This is a genomic window from Stenotrophomonas sp. WHRI 8082, from assembly GCF_040223995.2.
Taxonomy (GTDB): domain Bacteria; phylum Pseudomonadota; class Gammaproteobacteria; order Xanthomonadales; family Xanthomonadaceae; genus Stenotrophomonas.
In genome coordinates this window covers 1,092,551-1,119,262 of the sequence record NZ_CP167826.1, presented here as the reverse complement: position 1 = coordinate 1,119,262, position 26,712 = coordinate 1,092,551, and the positions used below count along the sequence as shown (strand labels likewise).

General features: G+C 65.0%; 24 protein-coding genes and 10 tRNA genes. 25 read left to right on the top strand and 9 right to left on the bottom strand.

The features are described 5' to 3' along the window. Window positions 1-31 precede the first annotated feature (31 nt). Both phoB and ABRP17_RS04955 read right to left on the bottom strand, forming a co-directional pair. Window positions 32-721 carry a phosphate regulon transcriptional regulator PhoB gene (gene phoB, locus ABRP17_RS04960; protein ID WP_188324906.1) on the bottom strand — a complete coding sequence of 230 codons (690 nt, stop codon included), beginning with the start codon at window positions 719-721 and terminating at the stop codon, window positions 32-34. A 182-nt stretch (window positions 722-903) separates the two neighbouring features. After that, the gene (locus ABRP17_RS04955) at window positions 904-2,547 is read right to left on the bottom strand and encodes a M48 family metalloprotease (RefSeq protein WP_188324905.1); all 1,644 of its coding nucleotides are present in this window, start codon (window positions 2,545-2,547) and stop codon (window positions 904-906) included. 141 nt (window positions 2,548-2,688) lie between these two features. On the opposite strand from ABRP17_RS04955, the gene grxC reads away from it, so the two are divergent. The 5 genes from grxC to ABRP17_RS04930 all read left to right on the top strand — a co-directional run bounded on the left by grxC (window position 2,689) and on the right by ABRP17_RS04930 (window position 6,514). Beyond that, window positions 2,689-2,985: a glutaredoxin 3 gene (grxC, locus tag ABRP17_RS04950; RefSeq protein ID WP_188324904.1), complete on the top strand. Its 297-nt coding sequence runs from the start codon at window positions 2,689-2,691 to the stop codon at window positions 2,983-2,985. Beyond that, a complete protein-coding gene (locus ABRP17_RS04945) occupies window positions 2,982-3,371 on the top strand; it encodes a carboxymuconolactone decarboxylase family protein (RefSeq protein WP_188324903.1) in 390 nt (129 codons plus the stop codon). The genes grxC and ABRP17_RS04945 overlap by 4 nt, the downstream gene beginning before the upstream one ends. Window positions 3,372-3,643: 272 nt before the next feature. Next, complete coding sequence (locus ABRP17_RS04940) at window positions 3,644-4,648, top strand: isocitrate dehydrogenase (protein ID WP_188324902.1); 1,005 nt, start codon at window positions 3,644-3,646, stop codon at window positions 4,646-4,648. A gap of 181 nt (window positions 4,649-4,829) precedes the next feature. Further along, window positions 4,830-5,549 (top strand): isochorismatase family protein, encoded by a 720-nt coding sequence (locus ABRP17_RS04935; protein WP_349984974.1) that lies wholly within the window; start codon window positions 4,830-4,832, stop codon window positions 5,547-5,549. A 50-nt stretch (window positions 5,550-5,599) separates the two neighbouring features. Then, window positions 5,600-6,514, top strand: a complete 915-nt coding sequence (locus ABRP17_RS04930) for a LysR family transcriptional regulator (protein ID WP_192080900.1) — start codon at window positions 5,600-5,602, stop codon at window positions 6,512-6,514. 767 nt (window positions 6,515-7,281) lie between these two features. Here ABRP17_RS04930 and ABRP17_RS04925 read toward each other — a convergent pair. After that, window positions 7,282-8,052 (bottom strand): Bax inhibitor-1/YccA family protein, encoded by a 771-nt coding sequence (locus tag ABRP17_RS04925; RefSeq protein WP_188324899.1) that lies wholly within the window; start codon window positions 8,050-8,052, stop codon window positions 7,282-7,284. A gap of 203 nt (window positions 8,053-8,255) precedes the next feature. Here ABRP17_RS04925 and ABRP17_RS04920 point away from each other — a divergent pair. Both ABRP17_RS04920 and ABRP17_RS04915 read left to right on the top strand, forming a co-directional pair. Then, window positions 8,256-8,332 (top strand) — tRNA-Pro (locus ABRP17_RS04920). A gap of 41 nt (window positions 8,333-8,373) precedes the next feature. Next, window positions 8,374-8,450: transfer RNA gene (locus tag ABRP17_RS04915), tRNA-Arg, on the top strand. 319 nt (window positions 8,451-8,769) lie between these two features. On the opposite strand, the gene ABRP17_RS04910 is transcribed toward ABRP17_RS04915, so the two are convergent. Further along, window positions 8,770-9,237 (bottom strand): GNAT family N-acetyltransferase, encoded by a 468-nt coding sequence (locus ABRP17_RS04910; protein ID WP_349984973.1) that lies wholly within the window; start codon window positions 9,235-9,237, stop codon window positions 8,770-8,772. A gap of 196 nt (window positions 9,238-9,433) precedes the next feature. On the opposite strand from ABRP17_RS04910, the gene ABRP17_RS04905 reads away from it, so the two are divergent. After that, window positions 9,434-9,946 (top strand): helix-turn-helix domain-containing protein, encoded by a 513-nt coding sequence (locus tag ABRP17_RS04905; RefSeq protein ID WP_349984972.1) that lies wholly within the window; start codon window positions 9,434-9,436, stop codon window positions 9,944-9,946. 28 nt (window positions 9,947-9,974) lie between these two features. Here ABRP17_RS04905 and ABRP17_RS04900 read toward each other — a convergent pair whose 3' ends face one another. Then, complete coding sequence (locus tag ABRP17_RS04900; RefSeq protein ID WP_349984971.1) at window positions 9,975-10,796, bottom strand: LexA family transcriptional regulator; 822 nt, start codon at window positions 10,794-10,796, stop codon at window positions 9,975-9,977. Between ABRP17_RS04900 and ABRP17_RS04895 the strand changes: the two genes are divergently transcribed. Next, on the top strand, window positions 10,785-11,057 hold the full coding sequence (locus tag ABRP17_RS04895) for a hypothetical protein (RefSeq protein WP_188324890.1): 273 nt from the start codon (window positions 10,785-10,787) through the stop codon (window positions 11,055-11,057). The genes ABRP17_RS04900 and ABRP17_RS04895 overlap by 12 nt on opposite strands. On the opposite strand, the gene ABRP17_RS04890 is transcribed toward ABRP17_RS04895, so the two are convergent. After that, window positions 11,054-11,476, bottom strand: a complete 423-nt coding sequence (locus ABRP17_RS04890; RefSeq protein ID WP_188324889.1) for a hypothetical protein — start codon at window positions 11,474-11,476, stop codon at window positions 11,054-11,056. The two genes, ABRP17_RS04895 and ABRP17_RS04890, sit on opposite strands and share 4 nt — an antisense overlap. A gap of 458 nt (window positions 11,477-11,934) precedes the next feature. Here ABRP17_RS04890 and ABRP17_RS04885 point away from each other — a divergent pair. The 3 genes from ABRP17_RS04885 to ABRP17_RS04875 all read left to right on the top strand — a co-directional run bounded on the left by ABRP17_RS04885 (window position 11,935) and on the right by ABRP17_RS04875 (window position 12,348). After that, window positions 11,935-12,011: transfer RNA gene (locus tag ABRP17_RS04885), tRNA-His, on the top strand. 83 nt (window positions 12,012-12,094) lie between these two features. Beyond that, window positions 12,095-12,170 (top strand) — tRNA-Lys (locus ABRP17_RS04880). A 102-nt stretch (window positions 12,171-12,272) separates the two neighbouring features. After that, a tRNA-Lys gene (locus ABRP17_RS04875) sits at window positions 12,273-12,348 on the top strand. Window positions 12,349-12,408: 60 nt separating this feature from the next. Here ABRP17_RS04875 and ABRP17_RS04870 read toward each other — a convergent pair. Further along, window positions 12,409-13,635 (bottom strand): GAF domain-containing sensor histidine kinase, encoded by a 1,227-nt coding sequence (locus ABRP17_RS04870; RefSeq protein WP_188324888.1) that lies wholly within the window; start codon window positions 13,633-13,635, stop codon window positions 12,409-12,411. Between the two features lie 200 nt (window positions 13,636-13,835). On the opposite strand from ABRP17_RS04870, the gene ABRP17_RS04865 reads away from it, so the two are divergent. From ABRP17_RS04865 to ABRP17_RS04815, 11 genes are all read left to right on the top strand, one after another. Then, a tRNA-Leu gene (locus tag ABRP17_RS04865) sits at window positions 13,836-13,920 on the top strand. A gap of 209 nt (window positions 13,921-14,129) precedes the next feature. Next, window positions 14,130-15,425 (top strand): trigger factor, encoded by a 1,296-nt coding sequence (gene tig / locus ABRP17_RS04860; RefSeq protein ID WP_349984970.1) that lies wholly within the window; start codon window positions 14,130-14,132, stop codon window positions 15,423-15,425. Window positions 15,426-15,494: 69 nt separating this feature from the next. Then, window positions 15,495-16,121 carry an ATP-dependent Clp endopeptidase proteolytic subunit ClpP gene (clpP, locus tag ABRP17_RS04855; protein ID WP_188324886.1) on the top strand — a complete coding sequence of 209 codons (627 nt, stop codon included), beginning with the start codon at window positions 15,495-15,497 and terminating at the stop codon, window positions 16,119-16,121. Between the two features lie 126 nt (window positions 16,122-16,247). Next, window positions 16,248-17,537, top strand: coding sequence for an ATP-dependent Clp protease ATP-binding subunit ClpX (gene clpX / locus ABRP17_RS04850; protein WP_188324885.1), 1,290 nt, complete (start codon window positions 16,248-16,250; stop codon window positions 17,535-17,537). Between the two features lie 142 nt (window positions 17,538-17,679). Next, a complete protein-coding gene (lon, locus tag ABRP17_RS04845) occupies window positions 17,680-20,145 on the top strand; it encodes an endopeptidase La (protein WP_349984969.1) in 2,466 nt (821 codons plus the stop codon). Between the two features lie 199 nt (window positions 20,146-20,344). Continuing rightward, entirely contained in the window at window positions 20,345-20,617 is a 273-nt protein-coding gene (locus tag ABRP17_RS04840) for an HU family DNA-binding protein (RefSeq protein ID WP_042613351.1), read from the top strand. Window positions 20,618-20,628: 11 nt separating this feature from the next. Next, window positions 20,629-20,703 (top strand) — tRNA-Val (locus ABRP17_RS04835). A gap of 27 nt (window positions 20,704-20,730) precedes the next feature. Continuing rightward, a tRNA-Asp gene (locus ABRP17_RS04830) sits at window positions 20,731-20,807 on the top strand. An 83-nt stretch (window positions 20,808-20,890) separates the two neighbouring features. After that, a tRNA-Asp gene (locus ABRP17_RS04825) sits at window positions 20,891-20,967 on the top strand. 105 nt (window positions 20,968-21,072) lie between these two features. Then, window positions 21,073-21,149 (top strand) — tRNA-Asp (locus tag ABRP17_RS04820). Window positions 21,150-21,325: 176 nt separating this feature from the next. Next, on the top strand, window positions 21,326-23,284 hold the full coding sequence (locus ABRP17_RS04815) for a peptidyl-prolyl cis-trans isomerase (RefSeq protein ID WP_349984968.1): 1,959 nt from the start codon (window positions 21,326-21,328) through the stop codon (window positions 23,282-23,284). Between the two features lie 310 nt (window positions 23,285-23,594). Here the strand turns inward: ABRP17_RS04815 and ABRP17_RS04810 are convergent, their stop codons facing one another. Beyond that, the gene (locus ABRP17_RS04810; RefSeq protein ID WP_349984967.1) at window positions 23,595-24,812 is read right to left on the bottom strand and encodes a transglycosylase SLT domain-containing protein; all 1,218 of its coding nucleotides are present in this window, start codon (window positions 24,810-24,812) and stop codon (window positions 23,595-23,597) included. Continuing rightward, window positions 24,809-25,573: a hydroxyacylglutathione hydrolase gene (gene gloB / locus ABRP17_RS04805; protein WP_349984966.1), complete on the bottom strand. Its 765-nt coding sequence runs from the start codon at window positions 25,571-25,573 to the stop codon at window positions 24,809-24,811. The genes ABRP17_RS04810 and gloB overlap by 4 nt, the downstream gene beginning before the upstream one ends. A gap of 11 nt (window positions 25,574-25,584) precedes the next feature. Here gloB and ABRP17_RS04800 point away from each other — a divergent pair, with 11 nt between their 5' ends. Then, window positions 25,585-26,268: a hypothetical protein gene (locus ABRP17_RS04800; RefSeq protein ID WP_349984965.1), complete on the top strand. Its 684-nt coding sequence runs from the start codon at window positions 25,585-25,587 to the stop codon at window positions 26,266-26,268. After that, a complete protein-coding gene (rnhA, locus tag ABRP17_RS04795) occupies window positions 26,255-26,710 on the top strand; it encodes a ribonuclease HI (RefSeq protein WP_188324879.1) in 456 nt (151 codons plus the stop codon). The genes ABRP17_RS04800 and rnhA overlap by 14 nt, the downstream gene beginning before the upstream one ends. Window positions 26,711-26,712: the final 2 nt, after the last annotated feature.

Sequence of the window (26,712 nt, the reverse complement as noted above, 5' to 3'; positions counted from 1 at the left end):
CCGCACTGTAGCGGGGTGGCGCGACAGGCGATCAGGTAGAGGTGGAAAAACGATAACCGGCGCCGCGCACGGTCTGCACCATGTTCTCCGCGTTGAACGGTTCCAGCGTCTTGCGCAGGCGGCGGATGTGCACGTCGATGGTGCGCTCCTCCACATACACGCTGCCGCCCCACACATGGTCCAGCAGCTGGGTGCGGGTATACACGCGCTCAGGGTGGGTCATGAAGAAGTGCAGCAGGCGGTATTCGGTCGGGCCGATCGGCACCGGCTGGTCGTTGGCGAACACACGGTGCGCGGCGCCGTCGATACGGATCACCCCGACCGCCACGCTGCCGTCTTCGTCATCGTCGCGGGCCCGGCGCATCACGGCCCGGATACGCGCCAGCAGCTCGCGCGCGGAGAACGGCTTGACCACATAGTCATCGACGCCGGCTTCCAGCCCACCCACCCGATCATTTTCCTCACCGCGCGCGGTCAGCATGATGATCGGTACTTCGCGGGTCAGCGCTTCTTTGCGCCAGCGGCGGGCAAGGTCCAGGCCGCTGGTGCCGGGCAGCATCCAGTCCAGCAGGATCAGGTCCGGCACACGGTCGGCAATGGCCGTCTGTGCTTCGCGGGCATCGCCCGCATGGATCGGCTCGTAATCCCCTTTGCGCAGCGCAAAGGCGACCATTTCGCGGATCGCGGGTTCGTCGTCGACGATCAGGATGCGTTTCTGCACAAGGCCACCGTAATGCTCATCAGATCGGGAATGACGTCAGTAGACTACGATTTGATGACAGGTTTGTGACCCATGGCGCGCAGATGTCATACAAAACCCCCTGCGAGGTAGAGCCGAACGGTAGAGCCGACTTCAGTCGGCTACCCAAATCCCCGCCCCAATCTCCGCCCCAATCCACCTACTCAGCGCCGTTCCAGCTCCGGGTCATTCACCCCCTGCCGCCGCATCTCCAGCACCGTGGGGGTGATCGTCTCGATACGCGCATCCACCCGCGCCCGGCTGACATAGTCCAGCTCGGGCTGCCGCTTCAGTGCCTGCAGTTGCATCAGCGCCTGCTCCGGACGGCCATTGAGATAGGCCGCCTCCGCATACGCCTCACTGGCCCGGTGGCCATCGCCCGCCAATTCACTGGCCCGCGCGAAACGCTGCTGGAAGACCGGATCGTTGCCGCTTTGTGACAGCAGCGGCCGCAGCATCGCCTGTGCACGCTGGCCCGCGACCTGGCCGCCCTGTTCATTGAGGATCTGCGCGAAGGTCAGGGCGACCGGACGGCTGCCCGGATGCTGCCGCAGCAACTGTTCGAACCGCTCGTTGGCCTGGGCCGGGTGCCCCGAACGCGATTCGGCTTCGCCCAGCGCCAGGCTCACCCACAGATTGGCCGGGTCGGCATCGTGCAGCTCCGCCAGGGCGCGCGCTGCACCGGCCGCCCCGCCGGTCCCGGTGGTCAGCTGGGCCAGCGCCTGCCCATACCGCTGCGCCGGGGTCAGGCCGCCTTTCTGGCTGCGTGACAGCGATTCGTATTCCCGCGTCAGCTCGGAAGGCGTGGGCGCACTGAGTACCCGCAGGCGCTCGCGGGCCCAGTCGAACTGGCCGCTGGCACCGCGGCTGAGCGAGCCGACCGCTACCTGCATGCCTGGCGGCAGCAGCAGGTTCTGCCGGCGCGAGATCGGATCAGACAGCCCCGGGTCGCTGGGATTCACCCGTTCCTGGCGCACGCCACCGGGGACTTCGGTGGTCAGCACCACCGTGTCCTTCTTCATCTGCTCGGCGCGCAGCTTGGCCTCGCTGATGCGGGTGGTGTTGACCGGGTGGGTGCGCAGGAAGTCCGGCACGGTGTAGCCGCCGTCGTTGCCGCGCATCGAAGCGCTCATGCGCTCGAAGAAGCCGGCCATGGCATCCACGTCGTAGCCACTGCGGGCCAGGGTACGGATGCCCAAGCGATCGGCTTCGGATTCATTGGAGCGCGTGTAGTCGATCTGCCGCTGCTGCATCAGGCCCATGCCCGAGGCGATACTGGCCATGGTCGCGTTGCCGGCCGAATTGCCGCCGGCCTGTTGCGCGGCCACCACGGCGGCCAGCATGCCCAGCAGGATCGGGATCTGGTCGCGCTGGGCGCGCTCGACACCGCGCAGCACGTGCTGCTGGGTCACATGGGCGATTTCGTGGGACAGCACGGCCGCCACTTCATCCTCGCGCTCGGCGGTCAGCACCAGGCCCGCGTTGACCCCGATATAGCCGCCCAGCGTGGCGAAGGCATTGATCTGCCGGTCCTTCATCATGAAGAACGTGTAGGACTGCCGCGGCTGCGCGCTGTTGGAGCCCAGCCGGGTGCCCATGGTCTGCAGCCACTCGGTGACCAGCGGGTCGTCCAGCAGGTAGCCGTAGTTGCGCAGCTCCCGCAGCATCATCCCGCCGTACTCGGCCTGCCGTGCAGGGGTCAGCAGTTCACCCGCCGACGAGCCGATGTCGGGCAGCGATTCCTGCGCCTGCGCCAGCGGCACGGCCAGCGCGAGGGTCAGGGCGGCGGAAAGCAGCAACAGTCGCAAGCGGTCAGTCCTCGGGCAGCGTCCCACAGCGTGGCAGGCCGGGGGGAAACCTATCGTTAATCCACAGTGTTGCGGCCGTGGCGTGGATTTTCCATCAGGCCGCTACCATATACAGACAGTCGAACCGTCGTGGAGTTTCCCGTGAGCCAAGTTGAACAGCCTACCGGTGGCGCGCCCACCATCACCATTTATTCCACCGCCGTGTGCCCGTACTGCGTGGCCGCCAAGAACTTCCTCAAGAGCAAGGGCGCGCAGTGGACCGAGGTGCGCATCGACCTCGATTCAGTCGAGCGCGAGAAGATGATGGCCAAGACCCGCCGCACCAGCGTGCCGCAGATCTTCGTCGGCGACGTCCACGTGGGCGGCTACGACGACATGATGGCCCTGCACCGTGCAGGCAAGCTGGAACCGCTGCTGGCCGGGCAGGCGCAGGCATGAGCACGGCCGACGACAGCGCAGACAAGCTGGCCGAGTTCACCGCCTACCGCAAGAAGATGAACGAGCGCATCCTGGCCGAACCCAACCAGGTGGTGCGCCGCTTCTTCGCGCTGGACACGCAGACCTACCAGGCCGGCGCGCTGGATGTGAAGACCAAGGAACTGCTGGGTCTGGTGGCCTCGATGGTGCTGCGATGCGATGACTGCATCAGCTACCACGTCGCCCAGTGCAAGGAAGCCGGTGTCAGTCGCGAAGAGTTTTTCGAGACCTTCTCGGTGGGCCTGGTGGTGGGTGGATCGATCGTGATCCCGCACCTGCGTCGCGCGGTGGACTTCCTGGACCAGCTGGAAGCCGGCGCCGACGCCCCCGCCGCGCACGAGCACTGAGCCACGCTCGGCGGCGTTCCGCTGTGCTCGCCGATCATGGATCGGCGCTACCAAGGCCGCGTCATTCCGTTCGATCCGGTAGCGCCGAGCCATGCTCGGCGGCTTTCCGCTGCGCTCGCCGATCACGGATCGGCGCTACCCGGGGCAGCTCACACTTTGGTCTATTTGGGGCCTTCGACCCGGCTGAGGCATAATTGCGGGTGAAACTTACCTGCGCCGGTGCACCGGGCACCCCCGGACGGCGTTTTTCCCCCAGTTCGGAATATCGATCAATGACGCAGAAAATCACGGTCATCCGCGGCGATGGCATCGGCCCGGAGATCATGGACGCTACGCTGTACGTCCTGGACAAGCTCAACGCCGGCCTGGAATACGAAGACGCCGACGCAGGCCTGGTCGCGCTGGAGAAGCACGGCGACCTGATGCCGGCGTCCACGCTGGAGTCGATCGCGCGCAACAAGATCGCCCTGAAGAGCCCGCTCAGCACGCCGATCGGTGGTGGCTTCACCTCGATCAATGTCAGCCTGCGCCGCCACTTCGACCTGTACGCGAACGTCCGCCCGGCGCATACCTTCCCGAACACCAAGTCGCGTTTCGAGAACGTCAACCTGGTGACCGTCCGCGAGAACACCGAAGGCGCCTACCTGGCCGAAGGCCAGGAAGTGTCGGCCGATGGCGAGACCGCGTTCTCGGGCACCCGCATTACCCGCAAGGGCTCCGAGCGCATCGTGCGCTACGCCTTCGAGCTGGCCCGCGCGACCGGCCGCAAGAAGGTCACCGCGGTGCACAAGGCCAACATCATCAAGTCGACCTCGGGCCTGTTCCTGGCCGTGGCGCGCGAAGTGGCGGCCAAGTACCCGGACATCGAGTTCCAGGAAATGATCGTCGACAACTGCTGCATGCAGTTGGTGATGCGTCCGGAACAGTTCGATGTGATCGTCACCACCAACCTGTTCGGCGACATCATTTCCGACCTGTGCGCCGGTCTGGTCGGCGGCCTGGGCCTGGCCCCGGGAGCCAACATCGGTGAGAACGCGGCCATCTTCGAAGCCGTGCACGGCACCGCGCCGGACATCGCCGGCCAGGGCAAGGCCAATCCCTGCGCCCTGCTGCTGGCAGCGGCTCAGATGCTCGACCATATCGGCCAGCCCGAAAATGCCGAGCGCCTGCGCAAGGCCATCGTCGCCACGATGGAAGCCAAGGATTCGCTGACCGGCGACCTCGGCGGCACCGGCAACACCATGGGCTTCGCCCAGGCCATCGCCAGCCGCCTGTAAGCGGCCTGCGTCATCGGCTCGAGCGGGATCAGCGGGGCGCCTTCGGGCGCCTCGCTGCGTTTGCAGGGCAGGGCGCTCATCTGTGCGCATCACGCACAGATGGGGTGCGTCCAAGGGACTGGTTGGTGCGTGGCCGCAGGGTCACCATGGCCGCACTTCCTCCCCATCCAGGTACACCCTCATGAACATTGCAGCATTCGGCCTGGCCAGCCTGATCGGCATGGCCGCCGTCGCCCCGGTCGCCGCCGCCGAGCCGGCCCACCCCACCATCCGCCAGATGGCCGGTGCCACCGCCATTGATGCCCTGCAGGCTGACAAGACGGCCATCATCGTCATCGATTTCCAGAACGAATATTTCCCGGGCGGCCGCATGGTCATCCCGGATGGCACCACGGCCCTGAAGAACACCCGCCGCCTGATCGACGCCGCCGATGCCAAAGGCATCCGGGTGATCCACGTACAGCATGTGTTGCCGGCCGGTGCGCCGTTGTTCGCTGAAGGCGGCAAGACCGTGCAGTTCCACCCCGACATGCAGCCGCGCGCGGGCGAAACGGTCGTGCAGAAGGACAACGTCAGCGTGTTCGCCGGCCATTCGGCCGCGGTGATGGACAAGACCCTGAAGGATGCAGGCATCGACACCCTGATCATCACCGGCCTGATGACCCACGCCTGTGTGTCTGGCGCTGCCCGTGATGCCGCGGCCGCCCCGCGCGGTTACCGCGTGATCGTGTCGTCCGACGCCACGGCCACCCGTGACCTGGACCTGGCCACCGGCGCCAAGGTGGACCACAAGACCCTGCACGCAGCCAGTCTGGCCACGCTGGAAGATACCTATGGCGACGTCATGACCACCGACGCCATCATCGGTCTGGTCAACAAGGCCAGCGCCGTCGCGCGCTGATAAGCTGGCCGCGCCCGCAGCACGCGGGCGCTGGCCGGAGCTTGGCTGAGATGGACCATTTCGCTGCCCTGCGCGCGCTGCGTTCGATCGTGGAAGCGGGCAGCTTCACTGCCGCCGCCGAGCGCCTGGGCACCACCCACTCGGCGATGTCACGGCAGCTGCGGCAGTTGGAAGAGCACCTGCAGGCCCGCCTGCTGGATCGCAACAGCCGCCGTTTCTCGTTGACCGAGGCCGGCCGGCAGTATTACGCCGAGGCGGTCGAGCTGCTTGATCGACTGGAACTTGCCGACAATCGGGCGCGGGCCGGCCAGGTACAGCCCAGTGGGCGCCTGCGCATCAGCGTGCCCCAGGTGGTGGCCAGCCAGGAATTGCCGCACTGGCTGCCCGCGTTCCTGACCCGCTATCCGGATGTCGCGCTGGACCTGTGCGCCGATGACCAACTGGTGGATGTGGTGGGCGGTGGCTTCGATCTTGCCCTGCGCATTGCCCACGAACTGCCCGACAGCCAAATGGTGGCGCGCGAGCTGGCGCGGTGCGATCTCGTGCTGGTCGCCGCACCGGCGTACATCGCACGGCACGGACTGCCGCGGCAGGCTGCCGAACTGCACCAGCATGCCCTGTTGGCGTTCAGCCCGACCGCGGCGCGTGCGGCGTGGCACCTGCACGGACCGCGCGGCGTGTCGCTGACGGTCGAACCCGGCCAACGGCTGTGCGTGGATGCCACCCCGGCCCTGTATGCCGCCACGCTGGCGGGTATGGGCATCACCCTGCTCACGGCCCTGACCGTGCAGGAAGACCTGCGCGCCGGACGGCTGATCCGCATCCTGCCCGCCTGGAACGGCGGCCGCCGCCACTACTTCGCACTGTATCCCCATGCACGCGCCATGGCCGCCAAAGTGCGCGTCCTGGTAGAGCACCTGCAGACCCACTACGCCGCACTGCAGGCCTCCCTCGACGCCCGTTGACGAATGGGCGCGGGACGCCCCCGGCGAATGGGTGGGTAGCGCCGAGCCACGCTCGGCGAGCGCGCAGCGCGGCGCCTTTGCCTTTCCGCCGAGCAGGGCTCGGCGCCACCAAAGCAGCATCACGAACACCCGAAGCCGGGTACCGCCGAGCCATGCTCGGCGAGCGCGCAGCGCGGCGCCTTTGCCTTTCCGCCGAGCACGGCTCGGCGCTACCAAAGCAGCATCACGCAGACCCGAAGCCGGGTAGCGCCGAGCCGCGCTCGGCGAGCGCGCAGCGCGGCGCCTTTGCCTTTCCGCCGAGCACGGCTCGGCGCTACCAAAGCAGCATCACGAACACCCGAAGCCGGGTAGCGCCGAGCCACGCTCGGCGAGCGCGCAGCGCGGCGCCTCTGCCTTTCCGCCGAGCACGGCTCGGCGTTACAAAAGCAGCATCACGAACACCCGAAACCGGGTAGCGCCGAGCCGCGCTCGGCGAGCGCGCAGCGCGGCGCCTTCGCCTTTCCGCCGAGCACGGCTCGGCGCTACCAAAGCAGCATCACGAACACCTGAAACCGGGTAGCGCCGAGCCACGCTCGGCGAGCGCACAGCGCGGCGCCTCTGCCTTTCCGCCAAGCACGCCTCGGCGTTACCAAAGCAGCATCACGAACACACGAAGCCAGGTAGCGCCGAGCCATGCTCGGCGAGCGCGCAGCGCGGCGCCTTTGCCGTTCCGCCGAGCACAGCTCGGCGTTACAAAAGCAGCATCACGCAGAACCCAACGCGCGCGATCAGCGCTGCTGGATCTTCGACAGCAGGCGCAGGAATTCCACGTACAGCCACACCAGCGTCACCATCAGGCCAAACGCGCCGTACCACTCCATGAACTTCGGTGCGCCCTGCTCAACACCGCTTTCAATGAAGTCGAAATCCAGCACCAGGTTCAACGCCGCCACGATCACCACGAACACGCTGAACGCGATGCCCAGGCCGCTGGCTTCATGAATCACCGGCACGTTGATGCCGAACAGGCCCAGCACGATCGACGCCAGATACAGCAGCGCGATACCGCCGGTTGCGGCCACCACGCCCAGCTTGAAGTTCTCGGTGGCCTTGATCAGCCCACTGCGATACGCGACCAGCAGCGCAACCAGCGTGCCGAACGTCGCCAGCACAGCCTGGAACACGATGCCCGGGAAGCGCTGCTCGAACACAGCGGAGATGGCACCCAGGAACAGGCCCTCCACCAGCGCATACATCGGCGCGGTCACCGGCGCCCAGGTCTTCTTGAACACGGTGATCAGGGCCAGGATCAGGCCACCGACCGCGCCGCCGATGGCGTAGCCCATGCCCGCCGACGACAGCGTGCCGGCCATCTCGCCGCTGGTGACCAGCGCCTGGCTCCACGCAAACGACGCGGTCAGCACGGTCAGCAGCAGCAGCACGCCGGTCTTGTTGACCGTGCCATTGAGGGTCATCACCTGATCGCCGCGCGCCGAAACGGTGCCGCTGCCAAGGTCGAGGAAGGTGGACTCGGAAAGAGCCGGGTTGCCGCTGCGCATGTGCGTTCTCCGTGCGTGAAGGGGGTAGGGGGCCATCCGGCCGCTGCGCACGATCATAACGGACACGCTGCGCCCACGGCGTTGAGGGGCCCCGGCGCCTTGCAGATAAAGGGCTGAACCGACCGTTCCGTTTGACAGATCAACGCACGGTTGTTCACAATCCCCGTCTGCTCGTGGGCCCGGCCCCAGGCAGGATGCATCGCCGGGGTATAGCGCAGTCTGGTAGCGCGCCTGCTTTGGGAGCAGGATGTCGGGGGTTCGAATCCCTCTACCCCGACCAACCCATCGCCCTCGATAGAGCGGGTTGGTTAACCGGTTCGGGCGCCCGTAGCTCAACTGGATAGAGCACCGGCCTTCTAAGCCGGCGGTTACAGGTTCGATTCCTGTCGGGCGCACCATTTATCTCACCCTGCGTCTCCAGCATGTCCGTGCGTTGGCCCTGATGAAGGGGGAGCAAGTGACGAAGTTCCGCGCGTTCGCATTCGCAGTGGCCATGGCGCTGACGACCTCCAGCGTAGCCGCAGCCGCACCACGCGCGAACGCAAAGGCACAGCAGCGCCTGTGGGATCTTGTAGAGCGGCTCGCCGAGACGCTGCCTGATCGCGATGATGATCGTCCGCAACAGGCGATGGAGTCATTGGCTTCTGGTTTCAGGGCCTTGATTTCGGCTGCATGCGCAGAGTCGACATCACCCCGCCGATGCCACCCTCTCCAGGCTCAACCTGGACTGATGGCACGTCCCGGCAGCACTTTCTCCATCCGCACGTCACCGTCGGCCAGTTCTGCAACCTGGACCCAGCCGCGTCTCTCATAGAATTCCCGCGCTCGGCTCGCGTAGGCGGTCTCCAGCCAGATCCGCTCGTGGTGCTGGAACAGGAACGCCTCTGCGGCGGCCATCAACACGCTGCCTAGTCCGCGTCCCTCATGATCGGGACGCACGAAGGCGGCGAACACGCAGGCGTCCTCGGCGTCCGCCATGGAAAAGCCGACGACCTCGCTGTCGAACTCGACCACCCACACGCAGGACGCTTCTCCGATCATCGCGAGCACCGCGTCGCGGGTGATGCCTCGCTCGGTGAGCTCGGCACGCGTCAGTATGTTCTCGCGCACACCCACTCTCACGTCGAAGATCGCGTCGACATCGTGCGCCGTTGCCAGTCGAACAGCACCCGTTCCGTCAGTCATTGAAAATTACCTCTCCCTGTTGCAAGCAGCCAAGCATAGCGAATGACGCATTGTCGCTTTGCAACTTCCCTGATGGATGTCGCTGAGCCGCCACTGCCACGATAACGGTGCTGATCCGCAACGATCAGCCGGGATTGCAGTCCTGATTTCAGAATGGCCGATCAAGCTCTGTTGTCGCCCTCGGGCACGGCGGAGAATGCATCACCCTGCCAGTTCCATGGCGGGCGATGCGCGGGGATGTCTCTCGATCCGCCGGTTTGTTCGGTCATTCTTGCCGGTACTGCAACCCGCATCGCCCGCCACCTCGTGCCTCGGTACAGGTGGCTTCATGCCATGCGAGGTCATCATGCCAGCGAAGATCGATGCGTTTGATCGCGTGTCCACGTTGATGGACGTCGCAGCGCGGCACCCCGGCATCGCGCCGACGCCGCAGATGCTGCTCTCCTGTCCCCGGTGCGCCACCCTGGCGCTCAGTCACGCGCGCTGGTCCGAAGCGCGCATTGCGCACGCCTGTGGCTGCTCGCAATCCACCGTGCACCGTTTCAAGTGCGGCGTGCAGGCGACCGTGACCTACGAAGTCGGTGCTGCACTGGTCATGACAGCCCACCACCTGGGCCTGCAGGTGCCCACGTCTGGTTGCTGCGGCGGGCACCTGTGCGCACCTCGCAACGCCGCGAAGGGGTCACACACTCCGCAGCAATTGCCATGATCGCGACGGCACCGGAGTGGCCATGCACTCACAGACCGCCCGCGCCCCGGCGATCGATCACGCGTCCAACGATCACCACTTTCTCCAAGTCCTCCGCATCCAGCAGGTCATCTGGATAGCGCGACGCATCCGGGTTGTCGCACACCACACGCACCTTGCCGTCCGGGGTCTTGAACAGGCGCCGGACCATCAGCTCCGGTTCGCCGCCGCCGCTGATCAGCAGATGCACGCGCCCGTCATGGATGCGCGTATCCGCCAGGTTGACCGCGATCTGATCGCCTTCGAACAGCGTCGGCGTCATCGCTGCGCCGGATATCGACAGCACGCGCACATTCACCGGCGCGGCGTTCTGCTGGGTGAACCAGTCGGCAGGATAGGGGTGATGCCTGCCCGTAGCGGCCAGCTCCACCGCAGGCCGATTGCCCTCGGTTGTGACGCGTCCGACCACTTCAATCACCGCGACATCCGGTTCGCGGTCGCGCAGCATCAGCGAGGCTTTGGCCGGCCGGATGCGATACAGCCCGCCATCCTTGCTTGGGATTTCCATCTCCGGCAGATCGGTGCGCAGCTGTTCAACGGACACGCCGAACCAGGTGGCCAGCGGTCGCAGCGTCTTGTCCCGTGGGTCGGCAACCCCTCCTGCCAGCACGCGGTGGACGGTGGGTTGCGGCACCTCCACGTGGCGCGCAAGGGCGTTTTCGCTCAGTCCGTGGGCCTTCATCAGTTGGCGAAGGTTGATGGCCACTTTATGCATATATGAATTGTTTCGATGGCCCTGTAATTGAGATAGTTCGTTTATGTATTGAAAATGATATTCCCCAACGAATAGCATCCCCTGATGGTTATTCATTCCCCCCGCCACGCCGCCGTTGCGTTAGGCAACGCCTTGTGGAGCGAGGCTCGCATCGCCGCCGCGTGCGGCACATCACAGTCGACGATCCATCGCATCAAGCGCGGAACCCAGAAAACCGTCTCGTTCGAAGTCGGCACGGCACTGGTCTTTCTGGCGCAGCAGCAGGGCATCACCGTGGCGACTACGACACTCGATGTGCCGCTGTCGCTGCTGCCGCGTTCGCTCGCCGTCATTTCTCACGCGACGCCGAATCGCTAGGCGACGATGATCGATGTCACCGCAGACGGCACCGGCCCGCCGTTTGCCAAGGCGTTCATCAGCGGCAGGTAAGTGCGCCCCAGCTCGGCGCGCCGGGCACTCAGTGTCTGGATCAACGCGTCGTATTCGCTCCGCATCAGTCGCGGCGACAGCGAGGCTTCAAGCCAGCAGGGAGGACGCAGTGGCGGTCGGGATCTGTCGAGGGTGAGCATTCGCTGCTGGATGCGAAGGTCGGATATCAGCCCGTCCAGTTCCCGCGATTGCATCAGCATGCGGGTCAGCCACCAGCCTGCGGCCGCTGCATGGAAGCCCTCCGTCAGGTCGGACCGTGACCGCCGGGCAGGCGCGTCGAAGCGTGAAGTCAGGGGCAGGGGAGGGGCGTGCTGCGATCGAATGCGGATTGGACGGAACGTGTTCATGCGTGGCTAAGTCAGATCATGGAAGTTCCACGCTGACACGGTCCACGGCGATGCTCCAGCCATGTACGGTGCCAAGACGCTAGAACGTCATTTCTGCTGCTGACAGCACCGGCGGGGCACGCGCGGGGAAGAGATGCGAAGCCTTGGGAGCCCTTGATCGTGTAGCCGGGCGGGCGGGGACATGGACAAGCGCGTCAACGCAGTCGATGCCCGGCGATGACCGGCAGCCAAGGGCGGATGGCGACAAGTGCCGGTGGGCGTGGTTGACGCCGCCTGGAGGTCGTCCTGCAACCGGGGATGCGCACGCGTAAATTGCCATCAAGAAAAGCTTGCAATTCCCCGGCGACTTCGTAAAAATAGCGGACTTGCTTCAGCACTCGTCGCTTTCGGGCACAGTCTGCAGCAGAGTTTCTGGTCCGGTGGCACGCATCAGCGCAACCGGATCAAACGTTTCAGTGGTGGCTGTAGCTCAGTTGGTTAGAGTTCCGGATTGTGATTCCGGTGGTCGGGGGTTCGAATCCCCTCAGCCACCCCACTGTTACAGGATCGTCCCTGCCGAAAGCAGGTCGATCGTTGCAGTAAGACGGGATGCAGGGTAAAGTATCCGTCTAGTTTTTCGGGCCGTTAGCTCAGTTGGTAGAGCAGTTGACTCTTAATCAATAGGTCCAAGGTTCGAATCCTTGACGGCCCACCAGACAGAAGCCACCAAGTTCGCTTGGTGGCTTTTTTCTTGGCTACCGAAATTAGTACTTGCAGGCTGTGTAGCGAACGCGTCATAATTCGCCTCCCGATTTTCGGGCCGTTAGCTCAGTTGGTAGAGCAGTTGACTCTTAATCAATAGGTCCAAGGTTCGAATCCTTGACGGCCCACCAGACGAAAGCCACCAGGTCATCCTGGTGGCTTTTTTCTTGCGCGGCGTTCAGTGGCCGTCGTCAGGCGGGGAGGGCAAGCGTCTCGTGCGCCAGCGCCGGCATCTGGAACGTGAATCGGGTGCCGTGCTCGGCATCGGACTTCACCGAAAGCGTTCCGCCGTGCGCCTTGGCGATCTCTGCGGCGATGTACAGCCCCAGGCCAAGGCCGGGGCGCGGCTCCGTCCCGATCTCTCGCGAGAACGGGGTAAACAGCTTGTCCACCTTGTCCGCGGCGATCACCCCGCCGTTGTGAACCTGCAGAACGAACTCCTCATCATCCGCATCGATGCTCAGCGTGATGGGTTCGTCGGCGGCGCCGTGCAGGGCCGCATTGGTCAGCAGGTTGGCCAGTAGTTGCGCCAGGCGGTTGGCATCGCACAGCAGCGGACCGCCGAGCACGATGTTCGTCTGGATGTCGGTACGCCCGGTGGCGGCTGCGACTTCCTGCACCACCTGCATCAGCTGCGCGACGAGATCGGCGTTGGACGACAGCGTGACCGGAATGCCGCCGCCCAGTCGGCCGCGGGCAAAATCCAGCACGTCGTTCACCAAACCATCGATGCGCCCAAGGCTGCCGCGAATGCGTGCGAGAAACCGTTGCGCGCGCTCGGACAAGGGTTCCAGCTCCAGCAGCTCGGTGGCGACACTGGCCGCCTGCAGGGGGCTGCGCAGGTCGTGGCCGAGCACGGCGATGAACTGGTCGCGCAGCCCGGCGATGTCCTGCGCAGCGGACAGATCGGCAACGGCCTGCTGCAGTTTCAGCTCGTTGTGCAGGTAATTGCCGATCATCTCTGCGAACAGTTCCAGCGACCGGACCACATGCGCCTCATCGAAGGTGGCGGGCACCGAGTCGATGGCGCACAAGGTGCCGAAGAAGCTGCCGTCCGGCCGGTAGATAGGCACCGAGACGTAGCTTTCCAGCCCGTACATGCGCGGGGTGTGGTGCGTGGAAAAACGCGGATGTGCGCTCGCGTGCCCGAAGATCACCGGCTGCGGCACTTGGCGGATCTCGTTGCAGATCGTAGTTTCCAGCACCAGCTGCCCGCCGACGTCCAGGCCGAAACCGAGCGTGTCGTACGTCGCGCAGGCGATCCACTTGCTGTCGGTGACGCGGGCCACGGCCGCGAAGCGCGAACCGGTGATATGCGCCACGGTTTCAAGGATGCGGGGCACGGCGGCGATCGCGCCGATCTGCGCAATGTCCTTGAGGATGTCCTCGCCCAGCGATGATGCGTCCAGCTGCTGCATGGGAACGCTCGCCTCCTCGGCGGGCAGGTAGGGCTACGGAGAAGTGGGGGTGGCGGGATGTGGTCTGCGACTACTGGCCCATTCTAGAGCATGCCGTGCACGGCGCCGGTGTGCCGGCCCCGGCGTGTCGCGGAAAGCCGGGCCCGCACAGGCTCTACCCAACAAGGCCCTCGGGCTGCGACAATATCCGGCTGGACATTGCGAAAGTGGCGGAATTGGTAGACGCCCTGGATTTAGGTTCCAGTGCCGCAAGGCGTGGGGGTTCGAGTCCCCCCTTTCGCACCACCGTACTGCTGGCCCCGCACGGGGGCCGGCGCGGCGCCTGTCAGGGCTGGCCGCCTCCCTGACTGGCCCCCGCTGGCAGTGCCGCCCGATATCGTCCAAACTAAAGGGCTGCGGCGGACGAGCGCCTTCAAACGCCGCGTCCGAACAACCCGTATTCGTCCATCACATCGAACCGGGGGCCAGAAGGGCCACCGGTGGCAGGAGTCAACATGCAAGCTTCGATCGAATCCACCGGCAACCTGGAACGCCGCCTGAGCTTCTCGCTGCCGGAAGATCGCCTGAACACCCACGTCAGTGGTCGTCTGGGCGAAATCGCGCGCACCACCCGCATCAAGGGCTTCCGCCCGGGCAAGGTGCCGGCCAAGGTGATCGAGCAGCGCTTCGGCGCGCAGGTCCGTGGCGAAGCCGTTGACGGCCTGCTGCGCGAAACCTTCGACGCGGCCATCCGCGAGCACGACCTGCGGGTCGTCGGCAGCCCGCGCATCGACAAGGGTGAGCAGGGCGAACTGTCGTTCGTGGCCACCGTCGAGCTGCTGCCGGAGTTCGGCGAAATCGACGTGACCAAGCTGAGCGTGGTCCGCCACGTGGCCGAGATCGGCGATGCCGACATCGACCAGATGATCGAAAACCTGCGCCAGCAGCGCCGTACCTGGGCCCCGGTCAGCCGTGGCGCACAGGAAGGCGACCTGGTCGCGCTGGAGACCTTCTCGCAGGCGGGCGACGAGCGCCTGCCGGCCGAAGGCACCGAGAAGGGCACCATCATCATCGGCCAGAACATGATGTTCGAGGCCATCGAGAAGGGCCTGGTCGGCCTGGCCAAGGGCGAAGAGAAGACCCTGGACGTCGATTTCCCGGCTGACTGGCGCGTCGAGGCCCTGGCGGGCAAGACCGTGCAGGTCACCGTGAAGGTCACCGAGGTGTCCGAAGAGTCGCTGCCGGTGGTGGACGATGCGTTCATCAAGAGCTTCGGCGTGAAGGCGGGTGATGTGGAGCAGTTCCGCAGCGACATCCGCGCCAACCTGGAGCGCGAGCTCAAGGGCGCGCTGATGAACCGCCTGCGTCGCGAAGTCGGTGAGCAACTGATCGCCGCCTACAGCTCGGTTGAAATGCCGCCGCGCCTGGTCGAGAACGAAGCCCGCGCCATGCTGGCCCAGCAGGTGGACCAGATCCGCCGCAGCGGTCGCGATCCGGGCGAGGTGCCGGCCGATGCGCACGAAAACTTCAAGGACGCTGCTGGCAAGCGCGTGCTGGTCGGCCTGCTGGTCGGCGAAGTGGCCCGCATCAACGACCTGAAGCTGGAGCCGAAGCGTCTGAATGAAACCATGCGCCTGATCGCTTCGACCTACGAAGAGCCGGAGCAGGTCATTGAGATGTACCGCAACGACCCCCAGCTCATGTCGGGTCTGCAGAACCGCGTGATGGAGGAGCAGGTGATCGATTGGATCGCCGAGCGCGCCCAGCACACCGAGGAAACGCTGTCCTTCCAGGACGCGATCCGCGGCTGAGTTCTGCGCAAGCCAGGCCCCGCGCTGCAAGGCGCGGGGTAGTTCCCCCTAACACAGGTGCCTCACGATATGGACAACCGAACCAAAGCCCTCAATCTGGTTCCGATGGTGGTCGAGCAGACCGCCCGCGGCGAGCGCGCCTATGACATCTACTCGCGCCTGTTGAAAGAGCGCCTGATCTTCCTCGTGGGCCCGATCGACGATCACATGGCCAACGTGGTGGTGGCGCAGCTGCTGTTCCTGGAAGCGGAAAACCCGGAAAAGGACATCAGCATCTACATCAACTCGCCCGGTGGCGTGGTAACGGCCGGCATGGCGATCTACGACACCATGCAGTACATCAAGCCGGATGTGGCGACCATCTGCGTCGGTCAGGCTGCCTCGATGGGGGCCTTGCTGCTTGCATCGGGCGCCCCGGGCAAGCGGTATGCGCTGCCGAATTCGCGTGTGATGATCCATCAGCCGCTGGGCGGCTACCAGGGTCAGGCCACGGACATCGACATCCACGCCCGCGAAATCCTGACCCTGCGCGCCCGCCTGAATGAGATCCTGGCCAAGCACACCGGCCAGTCGCTGGAGACCATCGCGCGCGACACCGAGCGCGACAACTTCAAGAGCGCGGTCGAGGCAGCGGCGTACGGTCTGGTGGATCAGGTGCTGGAACGTCGTCCGGAAGACTCGATCCAGGCTGGTTGATTACAGCGCAACGGTCGGTTTTCCGACTGGACATGCAGGGTCGGGCAGGGCTGGTGCCCTCTCGACCCTGTGTTATTCTCGAATTGAACCCCCGTCGCACGGGTGGGGTAACTGGGTAAGCGAAGCATGAGCGAAGACCGCCAAGGTCGTTCCACGGACAGCGGCAAGATTCTTTACTGCTCGTTCTGCGGCAAGAGCCAGCACGAGGTGCGTAAGCTCATTGCCGGCCCGAGCGTGTTCATCTGCGATGAATGCGTAGAGCTGTGCAACGACATCATCCGTGAAGAACTCGAAGAGAAAGCGCAGTCGGCCCGCAGTTCGCTGCCCAAGCCGCGCGAGATCCTCGAGGTCCTGGACCAGTACGTGATCGGCCAGAAGCGCGCCAAGCGCACGCTTGCCGTGGCCGTGTACAACCACTACAAGCGCATCGAGAGCCGGCAGAAGAACGATGAGGTCGAACTGGCCAAGTCGAACATCCTGCTGGTCGGCCCGACCGGTTCGGGCAAGACGCTGCTGGCGGAAACGCTGGCCCGGCTGTTGAATGTGCCGTTCACCATGGCCGACGCCACCACGCTGACCGAAGCCGGTTACGTGGGCGAGGATGTGGAGAACATCATCCAGAAGCTGCTGCAGAAGTGCGACTACGACGTCGAGAAGGCGCAGCAGGGCATCGTCTATATCGATGAAATCGACAAGATCTCGCGTAAGAGCGAGAACCCGTCGATCACCCGCGATGTGTCCGGCGAAGGCGTGCAACAGGCCCTGCTGAAGCTGATCGAAGGCACCGTGGCCAGTGTGCCGCCGCAGGGTGGACGCAAGCATCCGCAGCAGGAATTCCTGCAGGTCGACACCAAGAACATCCTGTTCATCTGTGGCGGCGCGTTTGCCGGCCTGGACAAGGTGATCCAGCAGCGTTCCACCGAAGCGGGCGGCATCGGCTTCGGGGCGAAGGTGAAGAGCAGCGAGCGCAAGCAGGAAATCGGCAAGCTGCTGGCTGAAGTCGAGCCCGAAGATCTGATCAAGTTCGGCCTCATTCCGGAGTTCGTCGGCCGCCTGCCGGTGGTTGCTACCCTGGAAGAGCTGGACGAGACGGCGCTGATCACCATCCTGACCGAGCCGAAGAACGCCATCACCAAGCAGTTCAAGAAGCTGTTCGAGATGGAGAACGTCGAGCTGGAGTTCCGCCCCGATGCACTGGCAGCGATCGCCCGCAAGGCGCTCAAGCGCAAGACCGGTGCCCGCGGCCTGCGCACCATCGTCGAATCGGTCCTGCTGGACACCATGTACGAACTCCCTTCGCAGGAGAACGTGACCAAGGTGGTGGTGGACGAGTCGGTGATCGAGCACAAGTCCGAGCCGTACCTGATCTATCAGACGCCGCCTGCACCTGAACAGAAGGCAGCGGGCGCTGAGTGATTCTTTCAATCGATTGATTTGAAAGTTGTTTTTCGGAGCATCTTGCATCCGCACGCCGATGGCCCCATAACGGGGCCATCGGCTTTTTTGTCTCTGGCCCCGTGTGGACCGGAGATGGCATTCCCCCCTTCCTGGAGCCCCCATGGCCCGTTCCCCAACTGAGACTCTCGACCTGCCGGTACTGCCGCTGCGTGACGTGGTGGTGTTCCCGCACATGGTCATCCCGCTGTTCGTCGGCCGTGACAAGTCCATGCACGCGCTGGAAAAGGCGATGGAAGCGGACAAGCGCATCCTGCTGCTGGCGCAGAAGTCGGCCGAGACCGACGATCCGCAGGAATCGGATCTGTACCAGGTAGGCACGCTGGCGCAGGTGCTGCAGCTGCTGAAGCTGCCCGACGGCACCATCAAGGTGCTGGTCGAAGGGTTGTCGCGCGTGCAGGTCAGCCACGTGGGCGAGCTGGACGGCGCGCTGCAGGGCCAGGCTGTGGAGATCCAGGCCGAGGACCCGCGCGAGGCACGTGAGATCGAAGCGATCGCACGCTCGCTGATGTCGTTGTTCGAGCAGTACGTGAAGACCAACCGCAAGCTGCCGCCGGAGCTGCTGCAGACGCTGGCGGGCATCGAAGAGCCGGCACGTCTGGCCGACACCATCGCCGCGCACATCAGCGTGCGCCTGGCCGACAAGCAGCGTCTGCTGGAAGTGCTGCCGGTGGGCGAGCGCCTGGAAATGCTGGTTGGTCTGGTCGATGGCGAAATCGACGTGCAGCAGATGGAAAAGCGCATCCGCGGCCGTGTGAAGTCGCAGATGGAAAAGAGCCAGCGCGAGTACTACCTCAACGAGCAGATGAAGGCCATCCAGAAAGAACTGGGTGACCTGGATGATGCGCCGGGCGAGCTGGAAGAGCTGGCCCGCAAGATCGCCGAAGCCGGCATGCCCAAGCCGGTGGAGACCAAGGCCAAGGCCGAGCTGACCAAGCTCAAGCAGATGTCGCCGATGTCCGCCGAAGCGGCCGTGGTGCGCAACTACCTGGATTGGATCCTGGGCGTGCCGTGGAAGAAGCGCACCAAGGTGCGCAAGGACCTCAAGGCCGCGCAGGACACGCTCGATGCCGACCATTACGGCTTGGAGAAGGTCAAGGACCGCATCCTGGAGTATCTGGCGGTGCAGTCGCGGGTCAAGCAGATGCGCGGCCCCATCCTGTGCCTGGTGGGACCGCCCGGTGTGGGCAAGACCTCGCTCGGCCAGTCCATCGCCAAGGCGACCAACCGCAAGTTCGTGCGCATGAGCCTGGGTGGCGTACGTGACGAGGCCGAGATCCGTGGCCACCGTCGCACCTATGTCGGCTCCATGCCGGGCCGCATCGTGCAGAACCTCAACAAGTGCGGCAGCAAGAACCCGCTGTTCGTGCTCGACGAGATCGACAAGATGTCGATGGATTTCCGCGGCGATCCGTCGTCCGCGCTGCTGGAAGTGCTTGATCCCGAGCAGAACAATGCGTTCAACGACCACTACCTCGAAGTGGACCTGGACCTGTCCGAAGTGATGTTCGTGGCGACCTCCAATTCGCTGAACATTCCGGGCCCGCTGCTGGACCGCATGGAGGTGATCCGCATCCCCGGCTACACCGAGGAAGAAAAGCTCAACATCGCCATGCGCTACCTGGTGCCCAAGCAGATCAAGGCCAATGGCCTGAAGGCTGAGGAACTGGAGATCGATGCAGCCGCCATCCAGGACATCGTGCGCTACTACACGCGCGAATCCGGCGTGCGCAGCCTTGAGCGCGAGATCGCCAAGATCTGTCGCAAGGTGGTCAAGGAGATCGCGCTGGCCGGTCCGGGCGGCATGCCGAAGCCGGCCAAGCTGGCCAAGGGCAAGAAGTCGAAGAAGACCGCGCTGGTCAACGTCGACGGCAGCAACGTGGATACCTATCTGGGCGTGCGTCGCTTCGACTTCGGCCGTGCCGAAGAAGAGAACGAGATCGGCCTGGTGACGGGTCTGGCATGGACGGAAGTGGGCGGTGATCTGCTGCAGATCGAATCCACGCTGGTCCCGGGCAAGGGTCAGTTGATCTTGACCGGCCAGCTCGGCAACGTGATGAAGGAGTCCGCATCGGCTGCGTTGTCGGTGGTGCGCTCGCGTGCCGTGCAGCTGGGCATCGATGCCGGCTTCCTGCAGAAGCAGGACGTCCACGTGCACGTGCCGGATGGCGCGACGCCGAAGGATGGCCCCAGTGCCGGCGCTGCGATGGTGACCTCGCTGGTGTCCATCCTGACCAAGGTGCCGGTGCGCGCCGATGTGGCGATGACGGGTGAAATCACCCTGCGTGGCCGTGTCACTGCGATCGGTGGGCTGAAAGAGAAGCTGCTGGCCGCGCTGCGCGGTGGCATCCGGACGGTCATCATCCCGGAAGAGAATCGCAAAGACCTGGCGGATATCCCGGCCAACGTGACCCGCGACATCAAGATCATCCCGGTGAAGTACATCGAGGAAGTGCTGGAGCTGGCGCTGGCGCGTCCTCTCGCACCGAAGAAGGCACGCAAGACCGCGCAGCGTGTCACGGTTCGCAGCAAGGGCAAGACAGCTTCCACCACGCGAGTCAAGCACTGATTGGTGCATTGTAATCGGCCGAAACCCGCGTCATTGCTGGGTTTCGGCTTGCGTGGGTGTAGGGCCACTGGTATAAAAGCAACACTCGCGAATCAGCTTGACCGAATTGAGCGAACCGATCCAACGCCCGCGTTCCAGTTGCATCGAACGTTGGCTTCCCTGGCTAATCCGCGGACCCCCGCATAAGGAGTTGTAGAGAATGAACAAGACCGAATTGATCGACGCCGTTGCCGAGACCGCCGACCTGACCAAGGCCGAGTCCGCCCGCGCCGTCGACGCCGTCGTTGCTGCCGTCACCAAGGCACTGAAGAGCGGTGATGCTGTGACGCTGGTCGGCTTTGGCACCTTCCAGGTCCGTGACCGCGCTGCGCGCACCGGCCGCAACCCGAAGACCGGCGACACCATCGCCATCGCGGCTTCGAAGAATCCGTCGTTCAAGGCTGGTAAGGCCCTGAAGGATGCTGTAAACTAAGCGGCTCGCTGGGGTGCTTAGCTCAGTGGTAGAGCGTCTCCTTTACACGGAGAGGGTCGGGGGTTCGAAACCCTCAGCACCCACCACAGCACCGCAGTAAAAGTTTGAAATGTGGAGCGGTAGTTCAGCTGGTTAGAATGCTGGCCTGTCACGCCGGAGGTCGCGGGTTCGAGTCCCGTCCGCTCCGCCAGTTTCAACGAGGCCTCCGGGTTCATCCTGGGGGCTTTGTTTTCTCACCGGCCTGGCCGATGCGGAAACACGGTTTTGCAGTATGGAGCGGTAGTTCAGCTGGTTAGAATGCTGGCCTGTCACGCCGGAGGTCGCGGGTTCGAGTCCCGTCCGCTCCGCCACTGCATCGAAGTAAGGCCTTGTGAAAAACTTCTGAAAAAAGTGTTCATCGGGCTGGGCAATCAGATTATCTTCGGATAGAATGAGCGCCTGCAAAGTTTCAACGCGGAGCGGTAGTTCAGCTGGTTAGAATGCTGGCCTGTCACGCCGGAGGTCGCGGGTTCGAGTCCCGTCCGCTCCGCCACGAATGGAAAGCCCCTGGTGAAAGCCAGGGGCTTTTTTTATGCTTTTTGCGATGGGAGCCGATCCCTTTCGCCCGACATGACGGATCTGGCCCCATGCCGTGTGCGCGCCTCTTTTGGAGCCTGCCCTGAAGCGGGTTACACTGCCCGGCTCGCCACTCAGGCCATGATTTTTCCCATGCTGCAGAAACTTCGCGACAAGACCTCGGGCTGGATCGTCACCGTGATCCTGGGGCTGCTGATGATCCCGTTCCTGTTCGTCATCGACTCCAGCTATCTGGGTGGTGTCGGCGCACAGAACGTGGCCAAGGTATCCGCGCCGCCATCCTGGTGGTCATCCGCTCCGTCCTGGTGGCCGGCCCGCCTGTTCTGGAAGCACAACGAAATCACCTCGCAGGAATTCCGCGAACGCTTTGAACAAGAGCGTGCCCGTGTGCGCCAGCAGCAGGGGGATGATTTCGATCCGCGTGCGTTCGAAAGCGTGGAGAACAAGCTCGCCGTGCTCGACCAGCTGGTCGACGAACAAGTCGTCCGTCTGGCGGGTGAGCAGGCTGGCGTGGTGATCGGTGACGTGGCCGTGCGCGAGTACATCGCAACGATCCCGGCCTTCCTGGGCGCCGATGGCAAGTTCAATGGCGACCAGTACCGCATCGCCCTGGCCAGCGGCAACCCGCCGCGCACGCCGGCGATGTTCGAGCAGCTGGTGCGCACCAGCCTGCAGCAGTCGATCATTCCGAGCGCGCTGCAGAACTCGGGCTTCGTCACCGAAGCAGAGACCGAGCGTCTGCTGAAGCTGCTGGGCGAGACGCGTGACGTGGAGATCGCCATGCTGCCAGAGCAGCCGGCCGACACCGCACCGGTCACCGATGCGCAGATCAAGCAGTGGTACGACACGCATACCAAGGATTTCCGCCAGGCCGAGTCGGTCAAGCTGGAGTACGTGGAGATCAACGGGGCCACGTTGCCGCCGCCGGCAGCGCCCGATGAGGCCAGCCTGCGCAAGCGCTACAACGATGAGAAGGCGCGCTTCGCCACACCCGAACAGCGTCTGACCTCGCACATCCTGATCAGCACCGCCGACGGTGCCGAAGCCAAGGCGGCCAAGCTGGCGACCGAGGCCAAGGCAGCGGGTGCGGACTTCGCGGCGCTTGCCAAGGCCAACTCCGATGACACCGGCTCCAAGGAGCAGGGCGGTGATCTGGGCTGGGTGGATCGCGGCGCGATGGTGAAGCCGTTCGAAGATGCGGTGTTCGCGGCGAAGGCCGGCGACATCATCGGCCCGGTGAAGACCGACTTCGGTTATCACGTGATTCAGGTGCGCGAAGTGCGCGGTGGCGAAGGCAAGCCGTTCGAGGAAGTGCGCGACCAGTTGCTGGCCGAGCAGATCAAGGCCGACGGCGAGCGCGGTTACACCGAGCTGGCCGGCCGCGTGGTCGATGCCACCAACAAGAGCCCGAGCGATCTGGCGTCGGCGGCGAAGACCGTGGGTCTGCCGCTGCAGACCGTGGGCCCGTTCACCCGCCAGGACGCGAGCGGCATTGCCGCCAATCCGGCCGTACTGCGTGCCGCGTTCTCGGACGTCCTGGTACAGGACGGTACCGCGAGCGACCCCATTGCGCTGGACGAGAGCGGCAACCACAGCGTGGTGATCCGCGTGTCAGAGCACACCCCGGAGCAGGCGATCCCGCTGGACAAGGCGCGTGAGCAGGTGACCGCCGCGATCCGCGCAGACCGCACCCGCCAGGCGGCAGAAAAGGCAGCCGATGCGCTGCTGGCCAAGCTGAAGGGCGGTCAGACCCTGCAGGGCCTGGCAGAGAGTGAAAAGCTGCAGGTCAGCCCGATGCCCGGCCTGCCGCGCACCCAGCCGGTGCCCACGCCCGAGATCAACCGTGCGGTGTTCAGCGCCGCGCTGCCGGCCGAAGGCAAGCCGAGCTACGGCAAGATCGACGTGCAGGGCCGCGCCGTGGTGTTCGCGGTGACCAAGGTGACCCCCGGCGACCTGAAGGACGTGACGGCCGAGCAGCGCCAGCAGCTCAAGCAGCAGCTGAGCCAGCTCGATGGCATGGCCGCAGCGGATGCGTTCATCAAGTCCACCCGCAAGCGCTTCCTGGTGCAGACCACCGAAGCCAACCTGTAACGGGACGGGCGACATCGCAATGAAAAGGCCCGGCAACGCCGGGCCTTTTTTTGTGTGCCCGCGCATCCTGTCGCCGCGCCACGCCCGGCACACGCAACGATCCGGAAACGCCGACCCACGCTCGGCGGAGGCTTGCACACGGAGCGATCCGGTAGCGCCGAGCCACGCTCGGCGGGTGCCTGCACACGGATACATTCCGCCGAGCACGGCTCGGCGCTACCAGGGAGTCGGCTATGCGCTCGGCGGGACCCTGCACAGGGATCCATTCCGCCGAGCGTGGCTCGGCGCTACCAAAGAATCGCGGCGACCTTCAGTCTTCGACGCGCAGCTGTGCGCCAGGCTTCAACACGCTCTGGCCGCTCAATCCGTTCAAGCTCAGCAGTGCCTTCACCGGCATGCCGTAGCGGCGCGCGATGGTCCATGCGGACTCACCGTTGCGCACCGTGTGACGGCGGGTGCGTGGCCGATCGGCGGCACTGGCCACCGTGCGTGCCACCACCGGTGCGGGCGACACGGCCGCCACAGCAGCAGTTGCGGTCTGGTCGGTCACGCTGCCCGTCGAAGCAATCGCCGCCACCGACGCCGTCTCCGGCGCGCTTACCGGCGCCAACAGGCGCACCGGCGCATTCTGCGGGCGCCCACGGCCATCCGCTGCGGGATTCAGCCGCGCGATGCGTGCCGGGTCCAGCGCACGCTGAGCGGCCCACTGCTGCACGCTGGTGCCGGCCGGCAGGGTGTGGCTTTTCAATACGGGCACCGTCCGGTCCAGCGACGCCATCACCGCCGGCTGCTCCTCGGCATTCTCCAGGACGCAGGCCAGCGCATGCAGCTTCTCCACATACGCATGGGTGATCGGTGACATGCCAGGCAGATCGGCCGGCACGGCGTTGGTGGAGTTCATGCCGGCCTTGCGCAGGCCCTGCAGCACCCGGTATTCGCCGGCGTTATAGGCCATCGTGGCCAAGCGCCAGTCGCCGCCGAACATGCCGTGCAGCGTCTTGAGATAGCGCACGGCCGCCTGGGTGGAATCAACCGCCGACAGGCGGCCATCGTAGCCCTCGCTCATCGGAACCCGATGGTTGCGGGCGGTGCTGGCGATGAACTGCCACAGCCCCGCGGGGCCAGCGCCGCTGCGCGCATTGGGTCGGTAGCCGCTTTCCACGAACGGGATCAGCGCGAACTCGGTGGGCAGGCTGGCTTTGCGCAGCTCTTCCACCACGTAGCCGAACAGCACCAGCGCATCGTCGTTCTGGTTCGCCAGCCGCGCAGGCGCATGGGCGAATTGCTTCTGCCAGCGCGGGCTGGTCGCCTCGGCGTCGCAGGTCGGCTCAGCCAGGCCCTCGCGGAAGCTGGCGAAGATGTCCTGGCCATTGCGCACGCTGGGCGGCGGCAACGTCGCAGGATCCAGCGGAAGGGCGCCGAGACCGGCCATGTTCTGGCTGATGCCAGCACCGAGTGACTGCGCGTTTGCGGTCGCGGCCAGCCCCAGCAGAATCCCCAGGGCTAGCGGTAGACTTCGGCGCATCATGCGCGAAAGCCGTCTTTCCAGTGCCGAAGTCCGGCCATTACGTCGACATCGTCGTTGACCTCCCGCCCCAGGAAAGCCGCCACCGCAGCGCGTACGGGCGCGGTGTGGGTACGCAGGAACGGGTTGCACTGTATTTCTGTTGCCAGGGAAACCGGCAGGGTAGGGCGATCATCGCGGCGCATGGCCAGGGCCTCCTCTTGGCGTTGCCGCAGGGCAACGTTGGCGGGGTCGACATGCCGCGCGAAGACGGCATTTGACACGGTGTATTCGTGGCCGCAGCACAGGAGCAGCTGCGACGGCAGGGACGCCAACCTGCTCAGGGAACCGAGCAATTGGGATGGCGTACCTTCGAACAGGCGCCCACAGCCCAGGCTGAACAAGGCATCGCCACTGAAAAGATGTTCATCAGTGTGAAACGCGACATGGCTGAGAGTGTGCCCGGGCACGGATACTACGTGGAACATCCGCCCCGCTGCCTGAACGTGTTCACCATCGGCCACGCGCTCGGTAGCCAGCGGAATGCGCGATTCCTCTGGCGCGATTACCCGGATACCGGGAAATCTGGCCTGCAGCGCGGCCACACCCCCGATGTGGTCATCGTGATGATGGGTGAGCAGGATGGCCTGCGGGTGCAGCCCATCGTCGGCTGCCGCCAGCACAGGGCCGGCATCGCCGGGATCGACGACCACGGCGGTGCCGTCATCGCCGACCAGGCACCAGATGTAGTTGTCCGCGAATGCGGGCAGGGTCATGAGTCGCATAGAATCGGACCATGCCCGTCCTGCCGAGTCTCCGTCAAGCAACGCCCGCCTCGTGGTTCGACAGTGAACCTGCGCAGCTTCTCTATGAACTGGAACAACAGCTGCTGTTGCCGCAGCTCGCCAGCCGGCCCAGCCAGCCTTGGTTGTGGGTTGCCCCCAGCCCGCGGTGGCTGGAGGGGGCGGCCCTGACCGGGCGTGGGTTGCGCCTGCACCCGGAAGGCGGAGGTTACGCAGGTGAAGCGCGCTGCGCGTTGCCGCTGCCGCTGCCCAACGAGAGCGTGTACACCATCGTCCTGCAGCATGTGACGGCCAGTAATGCGGCCCAACTGCTGGCCGAGTGCGAGCGTGTGTTGATGCCGGGCGGCCGGCTCTTCCTGAGCAGCCTCAACCCGTTCAGCCCCTACCGCACCCAGTGGCGCCGTCACGGGATGGTGGTGCGCACGCCGCAGCGCCTGCGGCAGCTGATCGACCGGGTGGGACTGGCATGTGGCGACACCCGTTACATCGGCCCGATGTGGCCCGCCGGCAGCGCGCGCTCCGGCAGCCTGGCGCCGCTGCGAGCGGCCTGTCTGTTCAGTGCGGAAAAACGCACCTTTGCCTTGCCGGGGCCGACGCCCCTGAAGGTACGCTGGGCCGGCCCGATGGCTACGCCCGGCATGACCCGATCGATTCTGGAACCGAATGAAGACCATTGAAGTACACACCGACGGCTCGTGCCTCGGTAACCCCGGCCCGGGCGGCTGGGCAGCCTTGCTGCGTTACAAGACGCATGAGCGCGAACTGAGCGGCGGCGAGCCGGATACCACCAACAACCGCATGGAGCTGATGGCGGCCATCTCCGGCCTGGAGGCGCTGAGCGAACCCTGCCAGATCGTGCTGTACACCGATTCGCAGTACGTGCGCCAAGGCCTGACCGAGTGGATGCCGGGCTGGATCCGCAAGAACTGGAAGACTGCGGGTGGCTCGCCGGTGAAGAACCGCGAGCTATGGGAGCGCCTGCACGCGGCCACGCTGCGCCACCAGATCGACTGGCGCTGGGTGAAGGGACATTCCGGTGACCCCGACAACGAGCGCGTGGACGTGCTCGCGCGCGAGGCGGCCACCCAGGTGCGCGCAACCGGCAAGGCGGTAAACTGAGC